Raw genomic sequence first — 17,443 nt, 5'->3', positions numbered from 1 at the left:
TTTATCGTTATATAGTTTGACCCTTGTTTTACGCTTTAAATGTTTAATTGCATGTTACAGAAACTGTTGTTGGCTTTGGGATGTATTGTTTTCGCATTTAGTACACTAAATGCGCAAACGCGTGATGAATTACAAAAGCAACAACAACAGATTCAACGTGAAATTAACGACCTTAACAATGAACTAGCATCTATTAAAGGTAATAAAAAAGCCGCCCTTCGTGCTTATCAAGCGGTACAGAGTAAAATAAGAGCTCGTGAAAACCTTATCAATAATATTAGAAAAGACGTTAAACTACTTGATGAAACAGTCTTTAGAAACGAACGTGAAATTTATAGACTTAACAAAGAGTTAGATACATTAAAAATGAATTATGGCAAAAGCATTGTCTTTGCTTACAAAAACCGCGGCAGTAACGAGTATTTAAACTTCCTCTTCTCAGCCGATAATTTTAATGATGCTATTAAACGTATGGCTTATTTAAAAAGCTATCGTCAAAATAGGGAAACACAAGCGCAAACCATTACCAAAACGCAAGATTTACTAAAACAAACCACAATTACACTTGCAAATAATAGAAAGGAAAAAGCTGGTGCCTTACAAAGTGAAAGCAGCCAATTGCAAGTATTAGAAGCAGATAAAAAAGAAAAAGACCAAGTTGTTACACAACTTAAAGACCAAGAGAAAGATATTACTGCTCAAATTGCCAAACGCCAAAAAGAAAACCAAAAATTAGCTGCAGCAGTAAAAGCCGCAATTAGAAGAGACATTGAGGAAGCACAACGCAAAGAAAAAGAGCGCTTAGCAAAATTAAAAGCTGCAAGCATTGAGGAGCAAAAGCGTGAAAAAGAGCGTCTAGACAAAGAAAGACAAGATGTATTGGCCAAAAACAGTGCTAAAAGTACTGCTAATAAACCAAAACCTACCGATGCTACAACTGGCGTAACAGCGGCAAAACCAATTGAAAGAAGCGAAAGTGTATTTGAGTCTACCAAAGAAGGTTTAACCATGAGTTTAAACTTTGAAAATAACAAAGGCAAACTACCATGGCCAATAGATGGCGGGAAAGTAACAGGTGAATTTGGCATACAAACGATACCCGGTACACTTTTAAAAGCAGATAATCAAGGCATATTTATTGTTTCAAATGTAGGTGCAAATATCAAGTGCGTTGCCGACGGAGAAGTGAGTACTATTTTAGATGTAGACGATTACCAAGCCGTTATTGTAAAACATGGTAAATATTATACGGTTTACAACCGATTATCTTCCGTTAATGTAACGAAAGGGCAGACCGTTAAAGCTGGCACATTAATAGGTAAAGTTGGCGCAAATCTTCAAAATGAAGGCGAGTTCGAGTTTCAAGTAATGAATGAGAAAACACAATACCAAAATCCACGTAACTGGTTAAAAAGATAATGATAGCTATAGCTATCAAGAAAAAGGGTTTCAATAATTGAAACCCTTTTCTGTTTATGATAAGCTTTAAAAACAATTTTAACCCCAAAGGCTTACTGGATATTCGCCAGCATCTACCAAAGCATGTACACTTGCTTTTACACCTTCTGCATCTTCTTTGTAAGTAACGCCAAACCACTTAGCAGCGGTACCAATTACTTCTACTTTACCTCTACCGCTTTTAATAAATTCATCTGCTATTTTAGGTATGTAGAACTCAGATTTTGGCACAGCAATTTGTGTATCAAGAAATACTTCGAACAATTCTTCGGCTAAAGCAATAAAGCTTTTGCCAAAACAGAAAAAATTCATACTTACGTTTGTTTCTGGAGCCAATGTTTTTGTACCACCTTCAATATCGGCCACTATTTCACCGTCTTTTTTATAAATAGCAGTTGTTTCGTCTATGCCAAGTAAGTTGCCGTCAGCATCTATTTCACACACGCCTCTACTTACACTACCATTATCGCTTAATGTATTTACTAAGCTATAACCCATTACTGCATATAAGTCATCTGAACATTTGGTGTTTAAAAAATCGGCCGCCTTTACAAAACCATCTTTGCCATAAAAATCATCTGCATTAATAACTGCGAATGGCCCATCAATCACTTCTTTGCAGCAAAGTAATGCATGACCAGTGCCCCAAGGTTTGGTTCTATCAGCAGGAATGGTTCTGCCGCCAACATAACTCTCTAACTTTTGGTATACATATACTGTTTCTATTTTACCGGCCAATTTTGGCTCAAAAATGGCTTTAAAAGCGTCTGCAAAATCCTCTCTAATAATAAAAATTACCTTACCAAAGCCTGCTGCTATCGCATCGTATATTGAATAATCCATAATGGTTTCGCCACTCGGACCAAAAGCTTCCACTTGTTTCATGCCGCCATATCTACTAGCCATGCCGGCTGCTAAAATTACTAAGGTTGGTTTCATAAAATCAATTTGATATTTGCGAATTTAATGGTTATAATACTAGATGCCAATATAAGTTCATTAATTCTACATCACCATGCAAGCAATTTGTTACGATAAGGTTTATGTGCAGTCCATTTCATTGATATCTACCTCAAAAAATATCACACTTGATGTACTTAGATTAGATAAATTACACGAAGTAATAAGTGGCAACAAATGGTTCAAACTACAACTACAAATTAAGGCTTGCAAGCAAGCTAATAAAACCACAATTGCTACATTTGGTGGCGCTTATTCAAATCATATTGTTGCCACTGCGTATGCTTGCAAACTTGAGGGCTTGCAAAGTGTAGGCATTATAAGAGGCGATGAACCCAAACAAATGAATCATACATTACAACAAGCACAAAGTTTGGGTATGCAGTTATTATTTGTAAGTAGAAGCGACTTTAGTAATAAAGAGCAGCTAAAACAAAGCTTTCACCAAGATAATTGGTATTGGATAAACGAAGGCGGCTATGCCATACTTGGCGCAGAAGGCGTAACAGATATGTACCACTGGATAGATAAGAGTTACACACATGTTGCTTGCGCTACAGGCACTGGTACTATGATGGCAGGCCTAATAAAAGGTGCTGCGCCACACCAACAAGTTATTGGCATTACTGCGCTAAAAGGCCATGATAGTTTACAAGAAGAAATTAGCCATTTGCTGACTCCAAAAGAAACCGAAAAGCCTTTTACCATTTTTAATGCGTATCATTTTGGTGGCTATGCGAAACACCCAAAAACTCTGTTAGATTGGATGAATTATTTGTACAATACGTATCAACTACCTACAGATATTGTGTACACTTCTAAAATGTTATATGGTGTTTTTAATTTAATTGAAAGCGGCTATTTTGCCGATGGTAGTAAAATAATGGCGATACATAGTGGTGGCTTGCAAGGCAATTTATCGCTACCAAAAGACAGTTTAGTATTTGCGTAATGTCTGCAAACTTTATATTTGACCAATGAAATTGTTGACCCCTCTATTTCTAGTTGGTTTGTGGTGCTGTACAACAGCACAAGCACAAGATACTTTGCCTAAATTTAGTGCAAGAGATATTGGTAGAGAGAAGATATTAATTAGCTGGACCAATCCTTTCCCTAATTGTATTCAACTAGCCGTGCAGCGCTCTTTTGATAGTACCAAGTACTTTACAACCATTTATTCTGCTGTATCGCCAGAATTACCGCAAAATGGTTTTACGGATGCTAAAATGCCTGCCGGTGTAAAAGTATATTACCGTATTTTCTATGTGCTGGAAGGCGGTGCGTATTTCTTCTCGGTATCAAAGCCCATTGGTACAAGCAATAAGCCCGGTGCAGCCACTTTACCGGTTAAAGAAGTGCCTAAAGTAAAAGATAATAAGCGCTATATAAAAATTTACAACAGAGATAAACCTACAGATGTCATTGAGCTTGAAATCAGTCAATACAAAAAATACAAAGATTCAATCACTACCAAAACCAAAGACACCATTTTTACTGTAAGCGAAGATGCCGTCATGCTTAAGCCCTATATTCCAAAACCTACATGGAAACCTTCTATCTATATTTATACCAATACAAAAGGAAGTGTAGATATGCATTTCCCTTCAGTAAAACAGCACAAGTATAAGGTAGTGTTTTACGAAGAAGACGGCACGGAACTTTATACAATAAAGCAAGTGAAAGAAGCTGACCTAACGATTGATTATGGCAATTTCCCACATGCGGGCTGGTACCACTTTGACATTTACGAAGACGATAAACTAAAAGAGAAAAACAAGTTTCAATTGCAAAAGTTATTTTAAATAAGTGGCTCGGAGATACTGCTCATTGACGAGCACTAAATAGATAGCCACAGATTATTGGTAAAGCTTAGTCTGTGGCAAATAATTATTTTTTCTCTTATTTCATCATCGATTGGTTACCTCTACTATTAAAAACTTTAGATAGTTGGTATTTTCCATACCCCAAATGATAGGATGGTCGCTGGCTTGCGCTTTAAAAGTTACCTGACGAATACGCTTTTTAGCATCTTTTGCGGCCGATTCTATTGTGTGCAAAAACAAATCTGGATTTACCAAATTGGTACAGCTACTTGTTACTAAAAAGCCGCCATCTTTAATTAACTTCATACCACGCAGATTAATTTCTTTATAGCCTATTACGGCTTTATCTATGCTTTCTCTGCTTTTGGTAAATGCTGGCGGGTCTAGCATTACCACATCGTACAACTTTTCTTCTTTATCCCATTGCTTTAGGGCGTCAAAAGCATTCATGGCTTCAAACTTACAAATCTTGTCTAGCCCATTTAAAGTGGCATTTCTATTAGCTTGTTCTACTGCTTGCTCGCTAATATCTATACCCAAAACACTTTTAGCACCGTAATGTGCCGCATGTATTTCAAACGTGCCCGTGTAGGTGAATGCACCCAATACATCGGCGCCTTTTACAATGTTCTTAATGGCTCTCCGATTGTCTTGCTGATCTAAGAAATATCCCGTTTTTTGGCCATTCTCAATATCAACATGAAACTGTAAACCATTCTCGTTAATAATAATATTGGTATCAAACGGTGCAGATAAAAAGCCCTTTTGCTGCTGTAAACCTTCTAGTTCGCGTACAGGTACATCGTTACGCTCATAAATACCTTTTGGGTTAAATATGCTTTGCAAAGCTGATACAATTGCAGGCTTCCATTGTTCTATACCATACGATAGCGTTTGGATAACGAAGTAATCATTGAACTTATCAATAATTAACGCAGGTAAATAATCGGCTTCGCCAAATACTAAGCGGCAGTTGTCTGTATAGCCTATTTTTTGACGATACTGCCAAGCTTTTAGTATGCGATTATAAAAAAAGGGCGCATCAATCTCCTCACGGTCGCGCTTGCGGCTAAGAATGCGCACGGCTATTTGCGATTGCTGGTTGATATAGCCTCTACCAGCATATTTATTATCAAAAAAGTGTACATCTACTATAGTGCCAGGTGCCACAGGTGTTGCTAACGCATTGCCATCTTCACCCACTATTTTCTCTATCTCATTGCCGTAAACCCATGGGTGACCATTCGCGATACGTGGCGCAATCTTACGCTTTAAAAACACTTTTATCATTGGGCAAATATAGAACTGAAATAGCCAGAGGTGGTATTTAGATTGATGGTTAGCAGTTTATATTGGGTGTATCAGATATATTAATTTCAAAATCATAGTAGGGTCATCGCTCATTTTTACTTGTCTACATCTTACAATAAATACTTTTCTCATTAGCAATTTTAGGAATCGCTTACCCATTCTTGGTATTTAATTACAACATCTCACTAGCCTTATCTAGGCTTTTGCATAGCTTATGAGTGCTCTTATCCCTACTTTAGCAACGAAGGATAAACGAAGGATGATAGCCTAACATTTAATTTTAATGTACGTATGCTCTATGAATAGTAACGCTATGGTTATTATCAAAAAATGACTTAGACGATCTGCAAAGCAGATAGGCAAATAATTGGTACCTAATCAATATAGTAAAAAAATATATCATCATATCTCAATTACGTAATATTGTACCTAGTGATTTGAAATGGTGAGTTGAGATATTGGGCAAATCTCAAAGTTATGCGCGTTTCAGCTTCCATCAAGTTACCGCTTTGATTATCGGATTTATTCTACCATGCAAGATTTGGCTGAGCCGCTATCGTTTATTAGCTATGCTTCTATTTAAGAAAATCAAATACAATCTATCCCTTTGGGAAAAGGTTTAGCCAGATATGCAAATATTAACAAAAGTGAATTTAGCAGCATGAACACTCAAAAGTATCCATCTATCGGTTTTATACTACACACAATATGACTATAAAACACCATCAAAATCGACCTACCCTACTTTGCAAGCAACCCTTACCTTTGCGGCTCATTTAAAAAAGGGACATGAACACGGATAAGAATACAGTCATTGGGATAGTATTGTTGGCGATACTTTTCGCTGGCTTTTTTTACTTTACCAACAAACAACAGCAAGCGGCTGAGGATTACCAAAAACACATTAAAGATTCAACCGATAGGGTAAACGCAGCGAAGGTAAAACCGATAGATACAGTCGTACTTAAACAACTGGACTCGGCTAATAAAGTGGCGGCGGCTGGCTCATTTACAACTGCAGCAATAGGTACTGAACAATTGCAAACTGTAGAAAATGAAGTGATTAAAGTCACATTCACGAATAAAGGTGGTGCTATCAAACAAGTAGAACTTAAAAATTACAAATCATCGTACAACGACAAGCCCGTCGTGTTGGGTGGCTCGGCTAAAGACAATATTAGCTACACCATCAATACGGCAAACAATGCTACTAACCTAGTATCTAACCTATACTTTACGCCTTCAGCGGTAGTAAAAAATGCTGATGGTAGCCAAACGGTGAGCTTCAGCATTGCAGGGGGTAATGGCCAAGCCGTAACACATGTATATACGATTAAGCCTAATAATTATTTGATTGACTGGAACATTAATCTAACACGTGCCGATCAATTACTTACTAATGGCAATCTTAACCTAACTTGGAACTGGCAAACGAAACAAGCTGAAAAAACAGCCTTGTACGAGCGCCAAATGAGTAATATTTGCTTTAGTGAGGGTGGCGATTTTGACTATATCTCTCAGAAAAAAGAGCACAAGTTTGAAAAGCAAGGTCAGTGGATAGCGGTGGTACAGCAGTTTTTTAATACAACAGTTATTGCAAAAAATGGCTTTAATAATGGCAATATTAATTGGGCTCGCAGTCTTGACACAGATACGACTAACACACTTGCCACAGTAGACAATACGAGTTTCAGTGTAACCGTACCGGCAGCAGCGACTGCTACGGTACCATTTGCCCTATACTTTGGCCCCAACGATTATAAAATTTTGCAATCTGCCGCACCAAACATGGACAAGATTGTTAACCTCGGTAGAGATATGTATGCGTTTGTACGTCCCATAAACGTATATATTATAAAAAATGTGTTTAATTTTTTCATCAGCTTTATCTCAAATTACGGTTGGGCTATTTTAATGCTGACCTTGTTTATTCGCCTGTTTACCGCACCACTAATGTACGGTAGCTATTTAAGCGGTGCTAAAATGAAAGCGCTTCGCCCAGAATTGGATACCTTGAAAAAGAAATTTGGCGATGACCAACAAGGTTTTGCCATGGAGCAAATGAAACTGTTTAGAGAAGCTGGCGTAAACCCGCTTGGTGGTTGTATTCCTGCCTTATTGCAAATTCCTATCTTCTTTGCGTTGTATAGTTTCTTCAACTCTAATATCTCATTGCGTGGTCAAAGTTTTTTGTGGAGCCACGATTTATCAGCTTACGATTCTATCTTCCATTTACCGTTCTCAATTCCAATGGGTTTTGGCGATCATATTAGTTTATTTACCATTACAGCGGTATTAACGAGTTTTGCTATCTCTTTGTACAATATGGGCAATACGCCTACGCAGGATAATCCGGCCATGAAATACATGCCGTATATTTTCCCGTTCATGATGTTGTTTTTCTTCAATCGTTTGCCTTCGGCTTTAACTTGGTATTATACCGTATCTAATACTATCACATTGCTATTACAATTTGTGATTCAAACCTATATTATAGACCACGATAAAATTTTGGCAAAAATGCAAGCATCACGCAGTAAGCCGAAAGTAAAAACCAAAAGCAAATGGCAAGAACGTTACGAGCAAGTAATGGAAAGCCAAAAGAAAGTTCAAGAACTCAAGAATAAAACTCAAAACAAGAAATAAGCTAAAGGCCCCGCATTAGGCGGGGCTTTTTTATGTGGCTATTATAATTTTTGCAACATAGTAGCAAATACATTAGTACTAAAAATAATAATTGCCACTCATCACACATACTTTACCACTGGTGAAACCGCAAGTCCCACTGTTCACGAATTCATTTCGTAAGCGTTTCGCCGTGTATATATCTTTACATGGTCAATGTAAATGTAGCCTCGCTACAATGTAAAATGAACCACGCTTTTAACAGCAACCAACTACTACTTTCCTCTCTTATTCTTGTAGCCAATCAACGCAAAGAGTTGTCGTAGCAATGCTTTCGGCAAATATTTCTATACCAATTTGTTTGCTAAACAAATTTGGGTATAAACCTATATATTTAATCCATCAAAACAAAATACCATGAATTTGAAACTAACTGTTGCTGCCGCAACGATGCTATTGCTGGTAAGCGCTTGTAACAACAATGAGAAAGAAGATGTGACTTCTGATGTCAACAAAGCTGGATCCGTAGAAACAGCAGTTACCGTTAACCACCTAGATAGTGCTTACGATGTAATAGTAACCACGCATAAAGTGTGGCGCAACTTTAATGAATTCAAAACTATCGAATACCGAGATACCATACCTGCCCTTGGTGAAACAACCACTGAAGCTGAAAATGCCGATGGTGACACTAAAAATGTGAAGGTGAAAAAGGACTATGAGATTTTTATAACGGTGAAATAAATAGCGGTCGACCGTCCACCGTCGATAGACGATGGTTTATTAAAGCGAAGAAAGAGGTTGACCGTCAACAGTCTACGGACGACAGATTACCATAGCAAAACAATACAATATTAAATATTAAAATTTCCCACTTTAGGGGCCAGGGACATGAAAAAAACAAAACACATACAACTGATATTGATTACGGCGGCTTTGGCTAGCTGTAACCAACCTAAACCAAAAGACGAATGGGAAAGCGGTAACAAAACACATATTCGTGCTGATAGTACCGCACCTTATACAAACGTGTATCACCACCACAGTAGTGTAGGTAATGCCTCGCTATGGTACTATGCGTTTAGACCTTATGGCAATTATTACAATGGTAGTTATGAACGCGCTGGCTATTATTCTGATGCGATACACCAAAGCTCTAACATTGGCAGCAATGGTTTTAAAAGCAGTGTGGTGCGTGGGGGTTTTGGTAGTGGTGGCTATAGTGTGAGTAGCTAAACACAATTTCAAATTTGAAATTTCAAATTATTAATTAAACAATGAAACGAGTAACAACAACACCGCGCAATCATTGGCAAGCAGCAGTAGAAGCATTAGGCTTTGGCTTTCATACCACCAATGTGCCTTACTGGGACGAATCGGTGTATTACAGCTTTACCATGGATGAAGTATTGCAAATAGAAAAGGCAACGGCTGAACTGTGGGACCTTTGCCTTGGCGCAGTGCAGCATGTAATGGATAACAACTTGTACAACCAATTTGGCATACCAGAAACATATATCAAGTATATAGAAAAAAGCTGGACAGAAGACCATCCTGCTATTTATGGTCGCTTTGATTTTTGCTATAAAAATGGGCAGCTAAAATTGCTAGAGTTTAATGCCGATACACCTACCAGCTTGTATGAAGCAGGTATTGTACAATGGTTTTGGCTACAAGACTTTGACAAAAGCAAAGACCAGTTTAATAGCATACACGAAAAGCTGATTGCTTATTGGAAATACTTGGGTGCCTATTTAAACCCTGGTTCGCTACACTTTACTTGCTTAAAAGAAACCCTTGAAGACCTTACCAATACCGAATACATGCGTGATTGCGCTATGCAAGCAGGGCTTGATACCAAATTGGTATTTATAGATGATATTGGCTGGGATAGCGATTTAAGCATATTTAGAGATTTAGAAGACAAGCCCATCAGAAACATCTTCAAACTATACCCTTGGGAATGGCTATTGAACGATGCATTTGGCAAGCATATTTTAGAAGATACCAACCGCACATTATGGGTAGAACCAAGCTGGAAAATGATACTATCTAACAAAGCGATACTACCAATATTGTGGGAATTATATCCTGATTGCCCATATATATTACCTAGCTATTTTGAAAGTGGTAAGCTACTGAACTATGTAAAAAAACCCATCTTATCAAGAGAGGGCGCTAACATAGACATCGTACAAAACAATACTACCATACAAAAAACAGAAGGGCAATATGGCAAGGAAGGCTATATCTACCAAGAGCTGTTTACACTGCCAGCATATGATGGCAATTATCCAGTCATTGGTAGTTGGGTAATAGGCCAAGAGCCAGCAGGTATGGGCATAAGAGAGGCCAATGGTTTGGTTACTAACAATACCAGCCGCTTTGTGCCACACCTGATAGATTAATTGTCTGAACGAGTCCCGATAGCTATCGGGTTTGTAGGATTTAAAAGATTTTTAAGATTGAACGTGAATCTTATGAATCCAAGCAATCCCCAAAATCATCGTTCAGGTAATAACTAACAACATAAATCATTATCAAACACACTTATCCCCTTAAGGGGCTATGGGTAAAACAATTATTATTAATTTCTCTAACTCCCATTCAGGGGTTGGGGGCAAACAAAAACACAATGGAACCAAGAGATTTATTAGCGCACTACTGGTGGTTACTAGTATTGGTACTAGGCATCATTTTTTACAAATTTATATTGAGGGTTTTCTTTGGTATGGTCATCGTACCAGAAAATAGAATTGGTTTGGTCACTAAAAAGTTTGTGCTTTTTGGTGCTGATAAAAGCCTACCAGATGGTAGAATTATTGCGACCAAGGGCGAGGCGGGTTTTCAAGCAAAAACACTAGCACCGGGCTTGTATTGGGGCATGTTTCCTTGGCAGTATGGTGTGGATATGCAGGGCTTTACGGTAATACCAGAAGGTAAAATAGGCTTGGTATTAAGCAACGATGGCGCTGAAATACCTACAGGTGCAATATTGGCTAGAAAGGTAGACAGCGATAATTTTCAGGATGCTGAAAAATTCTTAAACAATGGCGGGCAAAAAGGTAGACAAACGGCCTACATTACAGCAGGTACTTACCGTATTAATACCTACGCCTTTACCATCACCATCGCAGATATGGTAATTATTCACGAGAATATGGTGGGTATTGTAACCACGTTGGATGGTCACCCGATAGATGGTGGGCAAATTGCTGGTAAGCACATAGAAGGGCACAATAATTTCCAAGACTTTGATACCTTCTTAAAGAACAATGGTAACAGAGGTTTGCAGCCAAGTATTATACTAGCAGGTAGCTACAATATTAACCCATGGGCCATTCAAATAGAAGAAATACCGATGACAGATGTGCCTATTGGTTATGTAGGTGTGGTTATCAGTTATATTGGCGAAGATGGTAAAGACCTTACTGGTGATACCTTTAAGCATGGTAATATTGTAAGCAAAGGACAACGCGGTGTATGGATAGAACCATACGGTCCAGGTAAATATCCTATTAACAAATACACATTGAAAGTAGAGCTAGTGCCTACTACCAACTTGGTACTTAACTGGGCTAATGCACGCAGTGAAAGCCACCAATTAGATAAAAACCTAAGTACCATCACAGTGCGTTCTAGAGATGGTTTCCCTTTTAACTTAGACGTAAGCCAAATTATACATATACCAGCCAATGAAGCGCCTAAAGTGATTGCCCGATTTGGCAGTATGGGTAATTTGGTAAGTCAAGTATTAGAACCAACCATTGGTAACTATTTTAGAAATAGTGCACAAGACAGTGATGTGATTTCTTTCTTATCAACCAGAAAAGAAAGACAAAGTAGTGCCAAAGAACATATTAAAGCAGTACTAGATGATTACAACGTAAACGCTGTAGATACCTTGATAGGCGACATTGTACCGCCTGAAGCTTTGATGAAAACATTGACTGATAGAAAGATTGCTGAAGAGGAGCAAAAAACCTATCAAACACAAAAAATGGCGCAAGAGCAAAGGCAGGGTATGGAAAAAGAAACCGCTATTGCCGACATGCAGAAAGAGATAGTAAAAGCACAGCAAAGCGTAGAAATTGCACAACGCACAGCAGACGCTACCGTGAAAAAAGCTGAGGGCGATGCCAATAGTTTAAAACTACAAGTAGAAGCCGAAGCCACAGCTACTAAAATGCGCGCCAATGCCGAAGCCGAAGCTACCAAAGCAAGGGCTGGTGCACAAGCTGAAGCGACCAAACTAAATGCTAGTGCCGATGCTGAACGCATTAGTAAAACAGGTTTGGCAGAAGCAGAAAAAATTATGGCAATAGGTAAAAGTACCGCTGAAGCTTACGAGCTACAAGTAAAAGCTATGGGTGGCGATAACTTTACCCGCTTTAAAGTAACCGAAGAAATAGGTAAAGGCAACATTAAAGTAATGCCAGACATTTTAATAGGCGGTGGCAATGGCAGCGAAGGCGGCATTAACGGCTTATTGGGTATGAAATTAATGGAACTAATGGATGTGAAAAAGAAGGCAGAAAAGAGTGAGTAGTATTTGATTTCACTAGCAGCTAAACGTCCGAGGTTTTGAAACCTCGGACGTTATTTTGTTAACGAAAAACTTAAATTCTAGATGATGTATAATAGCACCTGAGATACCTTTTATATATGCTAACAAATAAGATTTTACCTTTAAGTAAATTACGAAGACTTTAATTTTAACTCAACCAAATCTAAGTACAATGACAAAAGTTGAAATAATAACCAACATCTTGTGCAGTATAACTGCATCATTCATTTTTCTATTTATAGTATTAATACTTTTTAAGCCAAAAATCAGAATTAGTCCATTTGTTTGTAGGGGTAAATATATGGAAGGCGATGACAACGATTATTATTTTATAAAACTGATAAATATATCATTGTTTAGCGCTTATGATGTTTCTGTAGAATTATTGGAGGTTGATAGATATCCCACTACAAATGGACAGATGAATAATAGATACAGACCCCTTACAGTTGTATTAAGCCATGTTTCAAACATTCCAGGCTATCGACCTAGCTGGTTGCGTAGAAATGCCCCATATGCAGTCAGAATAAGAACAACCGAAGATTTTAGCAAAATATTAACTAGTGATTACAAATCTGTCATGGTAAAAATTAGTCTTAAACATGGTCTTACTGGACTTGTAAAGGTGGTAACTAAAGAATATATAGATTGCTCTCAAATAAAAAATGGAAAATTTGATTATGGTCTAAAATTTGGTTCTATAAACTAAAACACCTTATTTTACGTTAATTATTAAAACTGACAACAATGAAAAAAATGAAAGCCTTCCACTACGACACTGACCTTGGTTAAAATTGATTTAAATAATAAAATAAAGGAGGCATATATGCCTCCTTTTTACTTCCTTATCGGCGGGTATTTTCCCCCGCCGATTTCCTAATCACTATTTTTCAACTACCCTGTTTCGGTTAGTGAAGATATTAAACCGATAAAAATTCCCCTTCGGGGGCTAGGGGCTACTTCATCACTATTTCCTTCAATAAATCCTTTTCTTTTTTTATATCTTTTTATTGTTTATAGGACACTTTTTAAGATACTTCATGGATTCTTTAAAAAATCGGAGATATATCATTATAATAATACGGAAATTCTTCGCTTGAATAGCAGTAATTATTACGAAATCGGGATAGCGTTGTAATTAACCATTTCCCTCGCCACAAAAACCTGTGATATGCATAAACCTTATTGGTATTTATGTAACAACAAGGCCTGTAGCTAGGTCTAGTTTTGCAATAGAAAAATTTTAAAAGTAATAAACATAAATAATCGCTCTAGTGATTATTGGTTTTAATACTTAATAATAGTGTAAAAGTGGGTACTAGTGATGACAAAAAGCCAACAGGAGTAATTATTACCAAGTTTACCAAAGACAACCAATTCATTATTTTTCAATCAATAATATTATCACCATGAAACAATTAGAAAATAAAGTAGCCATCATTACGGGTGGCGCTGGTAGTATCGGTAAAACAACAGCCAAGTTATTTTTAGAAGAAGGCGCCAAAGTTTTGTTAGTAGATATAGATGAAGTTTTATTAAAAAGCACCTTAAACGATTTATGTAATAGCAATGTAGCCTATTGTGTGGCCGATGTTTCTAAAGCGGTAGACGTAGAACGGTATGTGAATAAAGCTGTTCAATTATATGGCAACATAGATGTATTTTTTAATAATGCAGGAATAGAAGGGGTGGTAAAACCTATTATCGATTATCCCGAGGAAGTGTTTGACAAAGTAATTGCAGTAAATGTGAAAGGCATTTGGCTGGGTAATAAGTATGCATTACCCAAAATGAATAAGGGTGGCAGTATTGTTATCACTTCATCTGTTGCTGGGCTTGTTGGTTTAGCAAATTTAGGGGCATACGTTACTAGCAAACATGCAGTTGTGGGTATTATGCGTACAACGGCTATTGAAGCTGCGCCACTAAAAATTCGCGTTAACACGATACATCCCGCCCCAGTAAACAATAGAATGATGCGCTCAATAGAAGAAGGTGCTTCTGCAGGGCATGGTAAAGATGTACAAAAGCAATTTGAGGCAGCTATTCCGTTAAACAGATATGCCGAACCAATAGAAATAGCAAGATTGGTTGTGTTTCTTGCAAGCGATAATAGTCAATATATTACTGGTACAACGCAAGTAATTGATGGTGGTATGTGCGCCCAATAAAGCTTTGCCCCAAAGGTTACTTATAGTGTATATTTTCTACTCGTGTAGATGACCAATCGTAACTAGGAGATAATTTTATATTTATTGATAAACATCATTACCTATCAATTATTTTACTACCCTACCATCCTACAGAAATGTGGCTGGTGAATAGTAAATCCATTTGTAGCGATTTCTCAATATGATCTTTAGGTAAATAATCTGTAACAATCTATTTAGCGGCAAGTCTATGTTTCTACCAATATTGCGCAAAAGAATGTTTGCGCATTTTTGTGTATAATATACTATTTATATTTTTAATACCTAAGCGTTTAGCCACGGCATTTATCATAATAGGATTAGTGGTTATTTTTTGAGCATTTTGCTAATATAAGTTTCTGCGTAAGTCAATGGTTATAGCGTATTCAAGTCTATTCCAACATTATTCCTTCTCAGCCAATATATTAACCGACTAACTACCTAAAAAAAACTAAATACCATTACCAATTAATAAGCAACTACCTTGCAGGTAACCAATGCATTTACTATGAAGCTGTACATTAAATACATGGTTAGCCTGCGCTGTAAAATGATGGTGAAAGAAGAGCTGCTAAAACTGGGCTTGCAATACGTCATTATTGAGCTAGGCATGGTAGAAATGCTTGAAGAAATTACGGATGAACAGCGCACGCAACTAGGGATTAACTTGCTAAAATCGGGCTTAGAATTATTGAATGATAAACGTGCTATTTTAATAGATAGAATTAAAAGTGTTATAATCGAAATGATTCATTATGATGATGAATTGCCAACCATTAATTACTCAGATCATATTAGCCAAAAACTTAACCACGACTATACCTATTTATCTAATATTTTTTCTGAAGTAAAGGGTATTACCATACAACAGTTTATCATTATTCATAAAATAGAACGTGTGAAAGAACTACTGCTATACGACGAATTGAACCTTACAGAAATTTCGTACAAACTTAATTATAGCAGCGTTGCACATTTATCCAATCAGTTTAAGAAAATAACAGGCCTCTCGCCAACTTATTTTAAAAAACTTAAACAAAAAAGGCATAGTACACTAGAAAATATTTCTTAACTGCACCAACTACTTACAGCACTAACTTCGCTAAACCCCTAAAAACGAATGATGAACAATAAGCACGAATCTGCAGAGTTAGAAAAATCAAAAGCCCACATTATCGTTGAGATTATAGAATATATACCCAATGCGGTACTTAGCAAAACCATCATCAAAAAAATTACGGGTAATATTACCGCTTCCGCGCTTGATGCGGGCGAAGAAGTGGCTGAAAAAACAGTACCATTTGATACCTATATACAAATTATTGATGGCTCGGCCAAGCTTACCATTTCTGACAAAGCTTATATATTAAACTTAGGCGATGGTATTATTATTCCTGCACACGCCAAACACCACTTTAATGCCAACGTACAGTTTAAAATGTTAAGTACCGTTATTAAAAGCGGCTACGACATTAGTTAAACCCATAATTTTTGCCCATTACCATTCGTTTACTAATGATTCCAAATCGTGATCTTAGGTAGGAAGTAGAACCATCATGAAAAGCAATAGATAATGTTATGTCACAGCCACAAAAGCAGCTTTATTGAAGGGTCTTTCAATATGCTCAATATAGTATTTGCAAAATAGTATACTAATTTGCAACATGAGATAGATGTAACAATTAGAGTGTTATGTATAATAGCCACACCAATAAAATGTTAGACATTTGTTAAGTAAACAAAACCTAGCATTATGACAAACTTTATCATTCTTTTTTCATCGGCGTTATTTGTAATAGTAGCAATAGCTACTAGTTTTAAAAGAGCTATACAATAAGCTAGTTCCCACATCGCATGCTATTAATTACAACCATTAGTAGATTTAAAAATCTTTCTGCGTCTGTTGTATGTAGTATATTTTATACTGCATTTTTATGCGTTCAAACATTGACCTCATATTGTCTATCTTCTCGCTATCATAGCATTATTGTATAAAAATATAGGTATTTTTTATTGCATCTATATCAAAAATTGCCCAGTTCAATTATACATGTCTTACTATTTATTGCGTATTTGTAATTTGCAACGCTTTGCGGTGTATTTTTCTGTAAAACAACATCCCATTTTACCTGTAGCTTCACCGATATAAACAACCTAAACCAATGCTACTCATGCATGCATTACTGAATCTTTCAGTATTAATTCCAATAATACGCCTTATAGCTATTGTCAGTGATATGCCTTTCAGCAATAAACTTCTATCAATTCCTACTATTTTATAAATCTTACTATTTAATATTAGCTGCTGATTCAACCCTAAACCAACAACAAACAGAGCCCTGTTAGCTAAAGCTAGCAGGGTTTGTTATTTCAAAGCGCATCTTTCAATTGGTGCTCTTTATAGCAAGTTCATCAGTACTTAGCTAAATGAATACAACCATCAAACACCTTTTTTACAAATAAATGTGCATGCTCTCATTAAAATTCTTATTTTCCAAGTTCATCAAAAA

The 17,443-nt window shown here is 36.8% G+C and carries 14 protein-coding genes; 12 read left to right on the top strand and 2 right to left on the bottom strand.

Features of this window, described 5'->3' with window-relative positions:
* Positions 1-51: 51 nt before the first annotated feature.
* Positions 52-1,419: a murein hydrolase activator EnvC family protein gene (locus ACFOW1_RS16815; protein WP_379015908.1), complete on the top strand. Its 1,368-nt coding sequence runs from the start codon at positions 52-54 to the stop codon at positions 1,417-1,419.
* A gap of 78 nt (positions 1,420-1,497) precedes the next feature.
* Here the strand turns inward: ACFOW1_RS16815 and ACFOW1_RS16810 are convergent, their stop codons facing one another.
* Positions 1,498-2,397 carry a nucleotidyltransferase family protein gene (locus ACFOW1_RS16810; protein WP_379015906.1) on the bottom strand — a complete coding sequence of 300 codons (900 nt, stop codon included), beginning with the start codon at positions 2,395-2,397 and terminating at the stop codon, positions 1,498-1,500.
* Between the two features lie 76 nt (positions 2,398-2,473).
* Between ACFOW1_RS16810 and ACFOW1_RS16805 the strand changes: the two genes are divergently transcribed.
* Both ACFOW1_RS16805 and ACFOW1_RS16800 read left to right on the top strand, forming a co-directional pair.
* Positions 2,474-3,370, top strand: a complete 897-nt coding sequence (locus ACFOW1_RS16805; RefSeq protein ID WP_379015905.1) for a 1-aminocyclopropane-1-carboxylate deaminase/D-cysteine desulfhydrase — start codon at positions 2,474-2,476, stop codon at positions 3,368-3,370.
* A 25-nt stretch (positions 3,371-3,395) separates the two neighbouring features.
* Positions 3,396-4,220, top strand: a complete 825-nt coding sequence (locus ACFOW1_RS16800; RefSeq protein WP_379015904.1) for a hypothetical protein — start codon at positions 3,396-3,398, stop codon at positions 4,218-4,220.
* A gap of 105 nt (positions 4,221-4,325) precedes the next feature.
* Here ACFOW1_RS16800 and ACFOW1_RS16795 read toward each other — a convergent pair whose 3' ends face one another.
* Complete coding sequence (locus ACFOW1_RS16795; protein WP_379015903.1) at positions 4,326-5,531, bottom strand: class I SAM-dependent rRNA methyltransferase; 1,206 nt, start codon at positions 5,529-5,531, stop codon at positions 4,326-4,328.
* An 810-nt stretch (positions 5,532-6,341) separates the two neighbouring features.
* On the opposite strand from ACFOW1_RS16795, the gene yidC reads away from it, so the two are divergent.
* The 9 genes from yidC to ACFOW1_RS16750 all read left to right on the top strand — a co-directional run bounded on the left by yidC (position 6,342) and on the right by ACFOW1_RS16750 (position 16,413).
* Positions 6,342-8,198, top strand: a complete 1,857-nt coding sequence (gene yidC, locus ACFOW1_RS16790; protein WP_379015901.1) for a membrane protein insertase YidC — start codon at positions 6,342-6,344, stop codon at positions 8,196-8,198.
* A gap of 396 nt (positions 8,199-8,594) precedes the next feature.
* Complete coding sequence (locus tag ACFOW1_RS16785; RefSeq protein ID WP_379015900.1) at positions 8,595-8,921, top strand: hypothetical protein; 327 nt, start codon at positions 8,595-8,597, stop codon at positions 8,919-8,921.
* A 147-nt stretch (positions 8,922-9,068) separates the two neighbouring features.
* Positions 9,069-9,413: a hypothetical protein gene (locus tag ACFOW1_RS16780; RefSeq protein ID WP_379015899.1), complete on the top strand. Its 345-nt coding sequence runs from the start codon at positions 9,069-9,071 to the stop codon at positions 9,411-9,413.
* Between the two features lie 41 nt (positions 9,414-9,454).
* Positions 9,455-10,585 carry a glutathionylspermidine synthase family protein gene (locus tag ACFOW1_RS16775; protein WP_379015898.1) on the top strand — a complete coding sequence of 377 codons (1,131 nt, stop codon included), beginning with the start codon at positions 9,455-9,457 and terminating at the stop codon, positions 10,583-10,585.
* 227 nt (positions 10,586-10,812) lie between these two features.
* Positions 10,813-12,726 (top strand): SPFH domain-containing protein, encoded by a 1,914-nt coding sequence (locus ACFOW1_RS16770; protein WP_379015897.1) that lies wholly within the window; start codon positions 10,813-10,815, stop codon positions 12,724-12,726.
* 190 nt (positions 12,727-12,916) lie between these two features.
* A complete protein-coding gene (locus ACFOW1_RS16765) occupies positions 12,917-13,453 on the top strand; it encodes a hypothetical protein (protein ID WP_379015896.1) in 537 nt (178 codons plus the stop codon).
* Positions 13,454-14,153: 700 nt separating this feature from the next.
* Positions 14,154-14,915: an SDR family NAD(P)-dependent oxidoreductase gene (locus ACFOW1_RS16760; protein ID WP_379015894.1), complete on the top strand. Its 762-nt coding sequence runs from the start codon at positions 14,154-14,156 to the stop codon at positions 14,913-14,915.
* A 526-nt stretch (positions 14,916-15,441) separates the two neighbouring features.
* A complete protein-coding gene (locus ACFOW1_RS16755) occupies positions 15,442-16,005 on the top strand; it encodes a helix-turn-helix domain-containing protein (RefSeq protein WP_379015892.1) in 564 nt (187 codons plus the stop codon).
* A 48-nt stretch (positions 16,006-16,053) separates the two neighbouring features.
* The gene (locus ACFOW1_RS16750) at positions 16,054-16,413 is read left to right on the top strand and encodes a cupin domain-containing protein (protein ID WP_379015890.1); all 360 of its coding nucleotides are present in this window, start codon (positions 16,054-16,056) and stop codon (positions 16,411-16,413) included.
* Positions 16,414-17,443 lie beyond the last annotated feature (1,030 nt).

It is taken from the genome of Parasediminibacterium paludis, assembly GCF_042651445.1.
GTDB classification, from domain to species: Bacteria; Bacteroidota; Bacteroidia; order Chitinophagales; family Chitinophagaceae; genus Parasediminibacterium; species Parasediminibacterium paludis.
The sequence above is the reverse complement of the archived record's forward strand: the minus strand, read 5'-3'. Positions and strand labels throughout refer to the sequence as shown.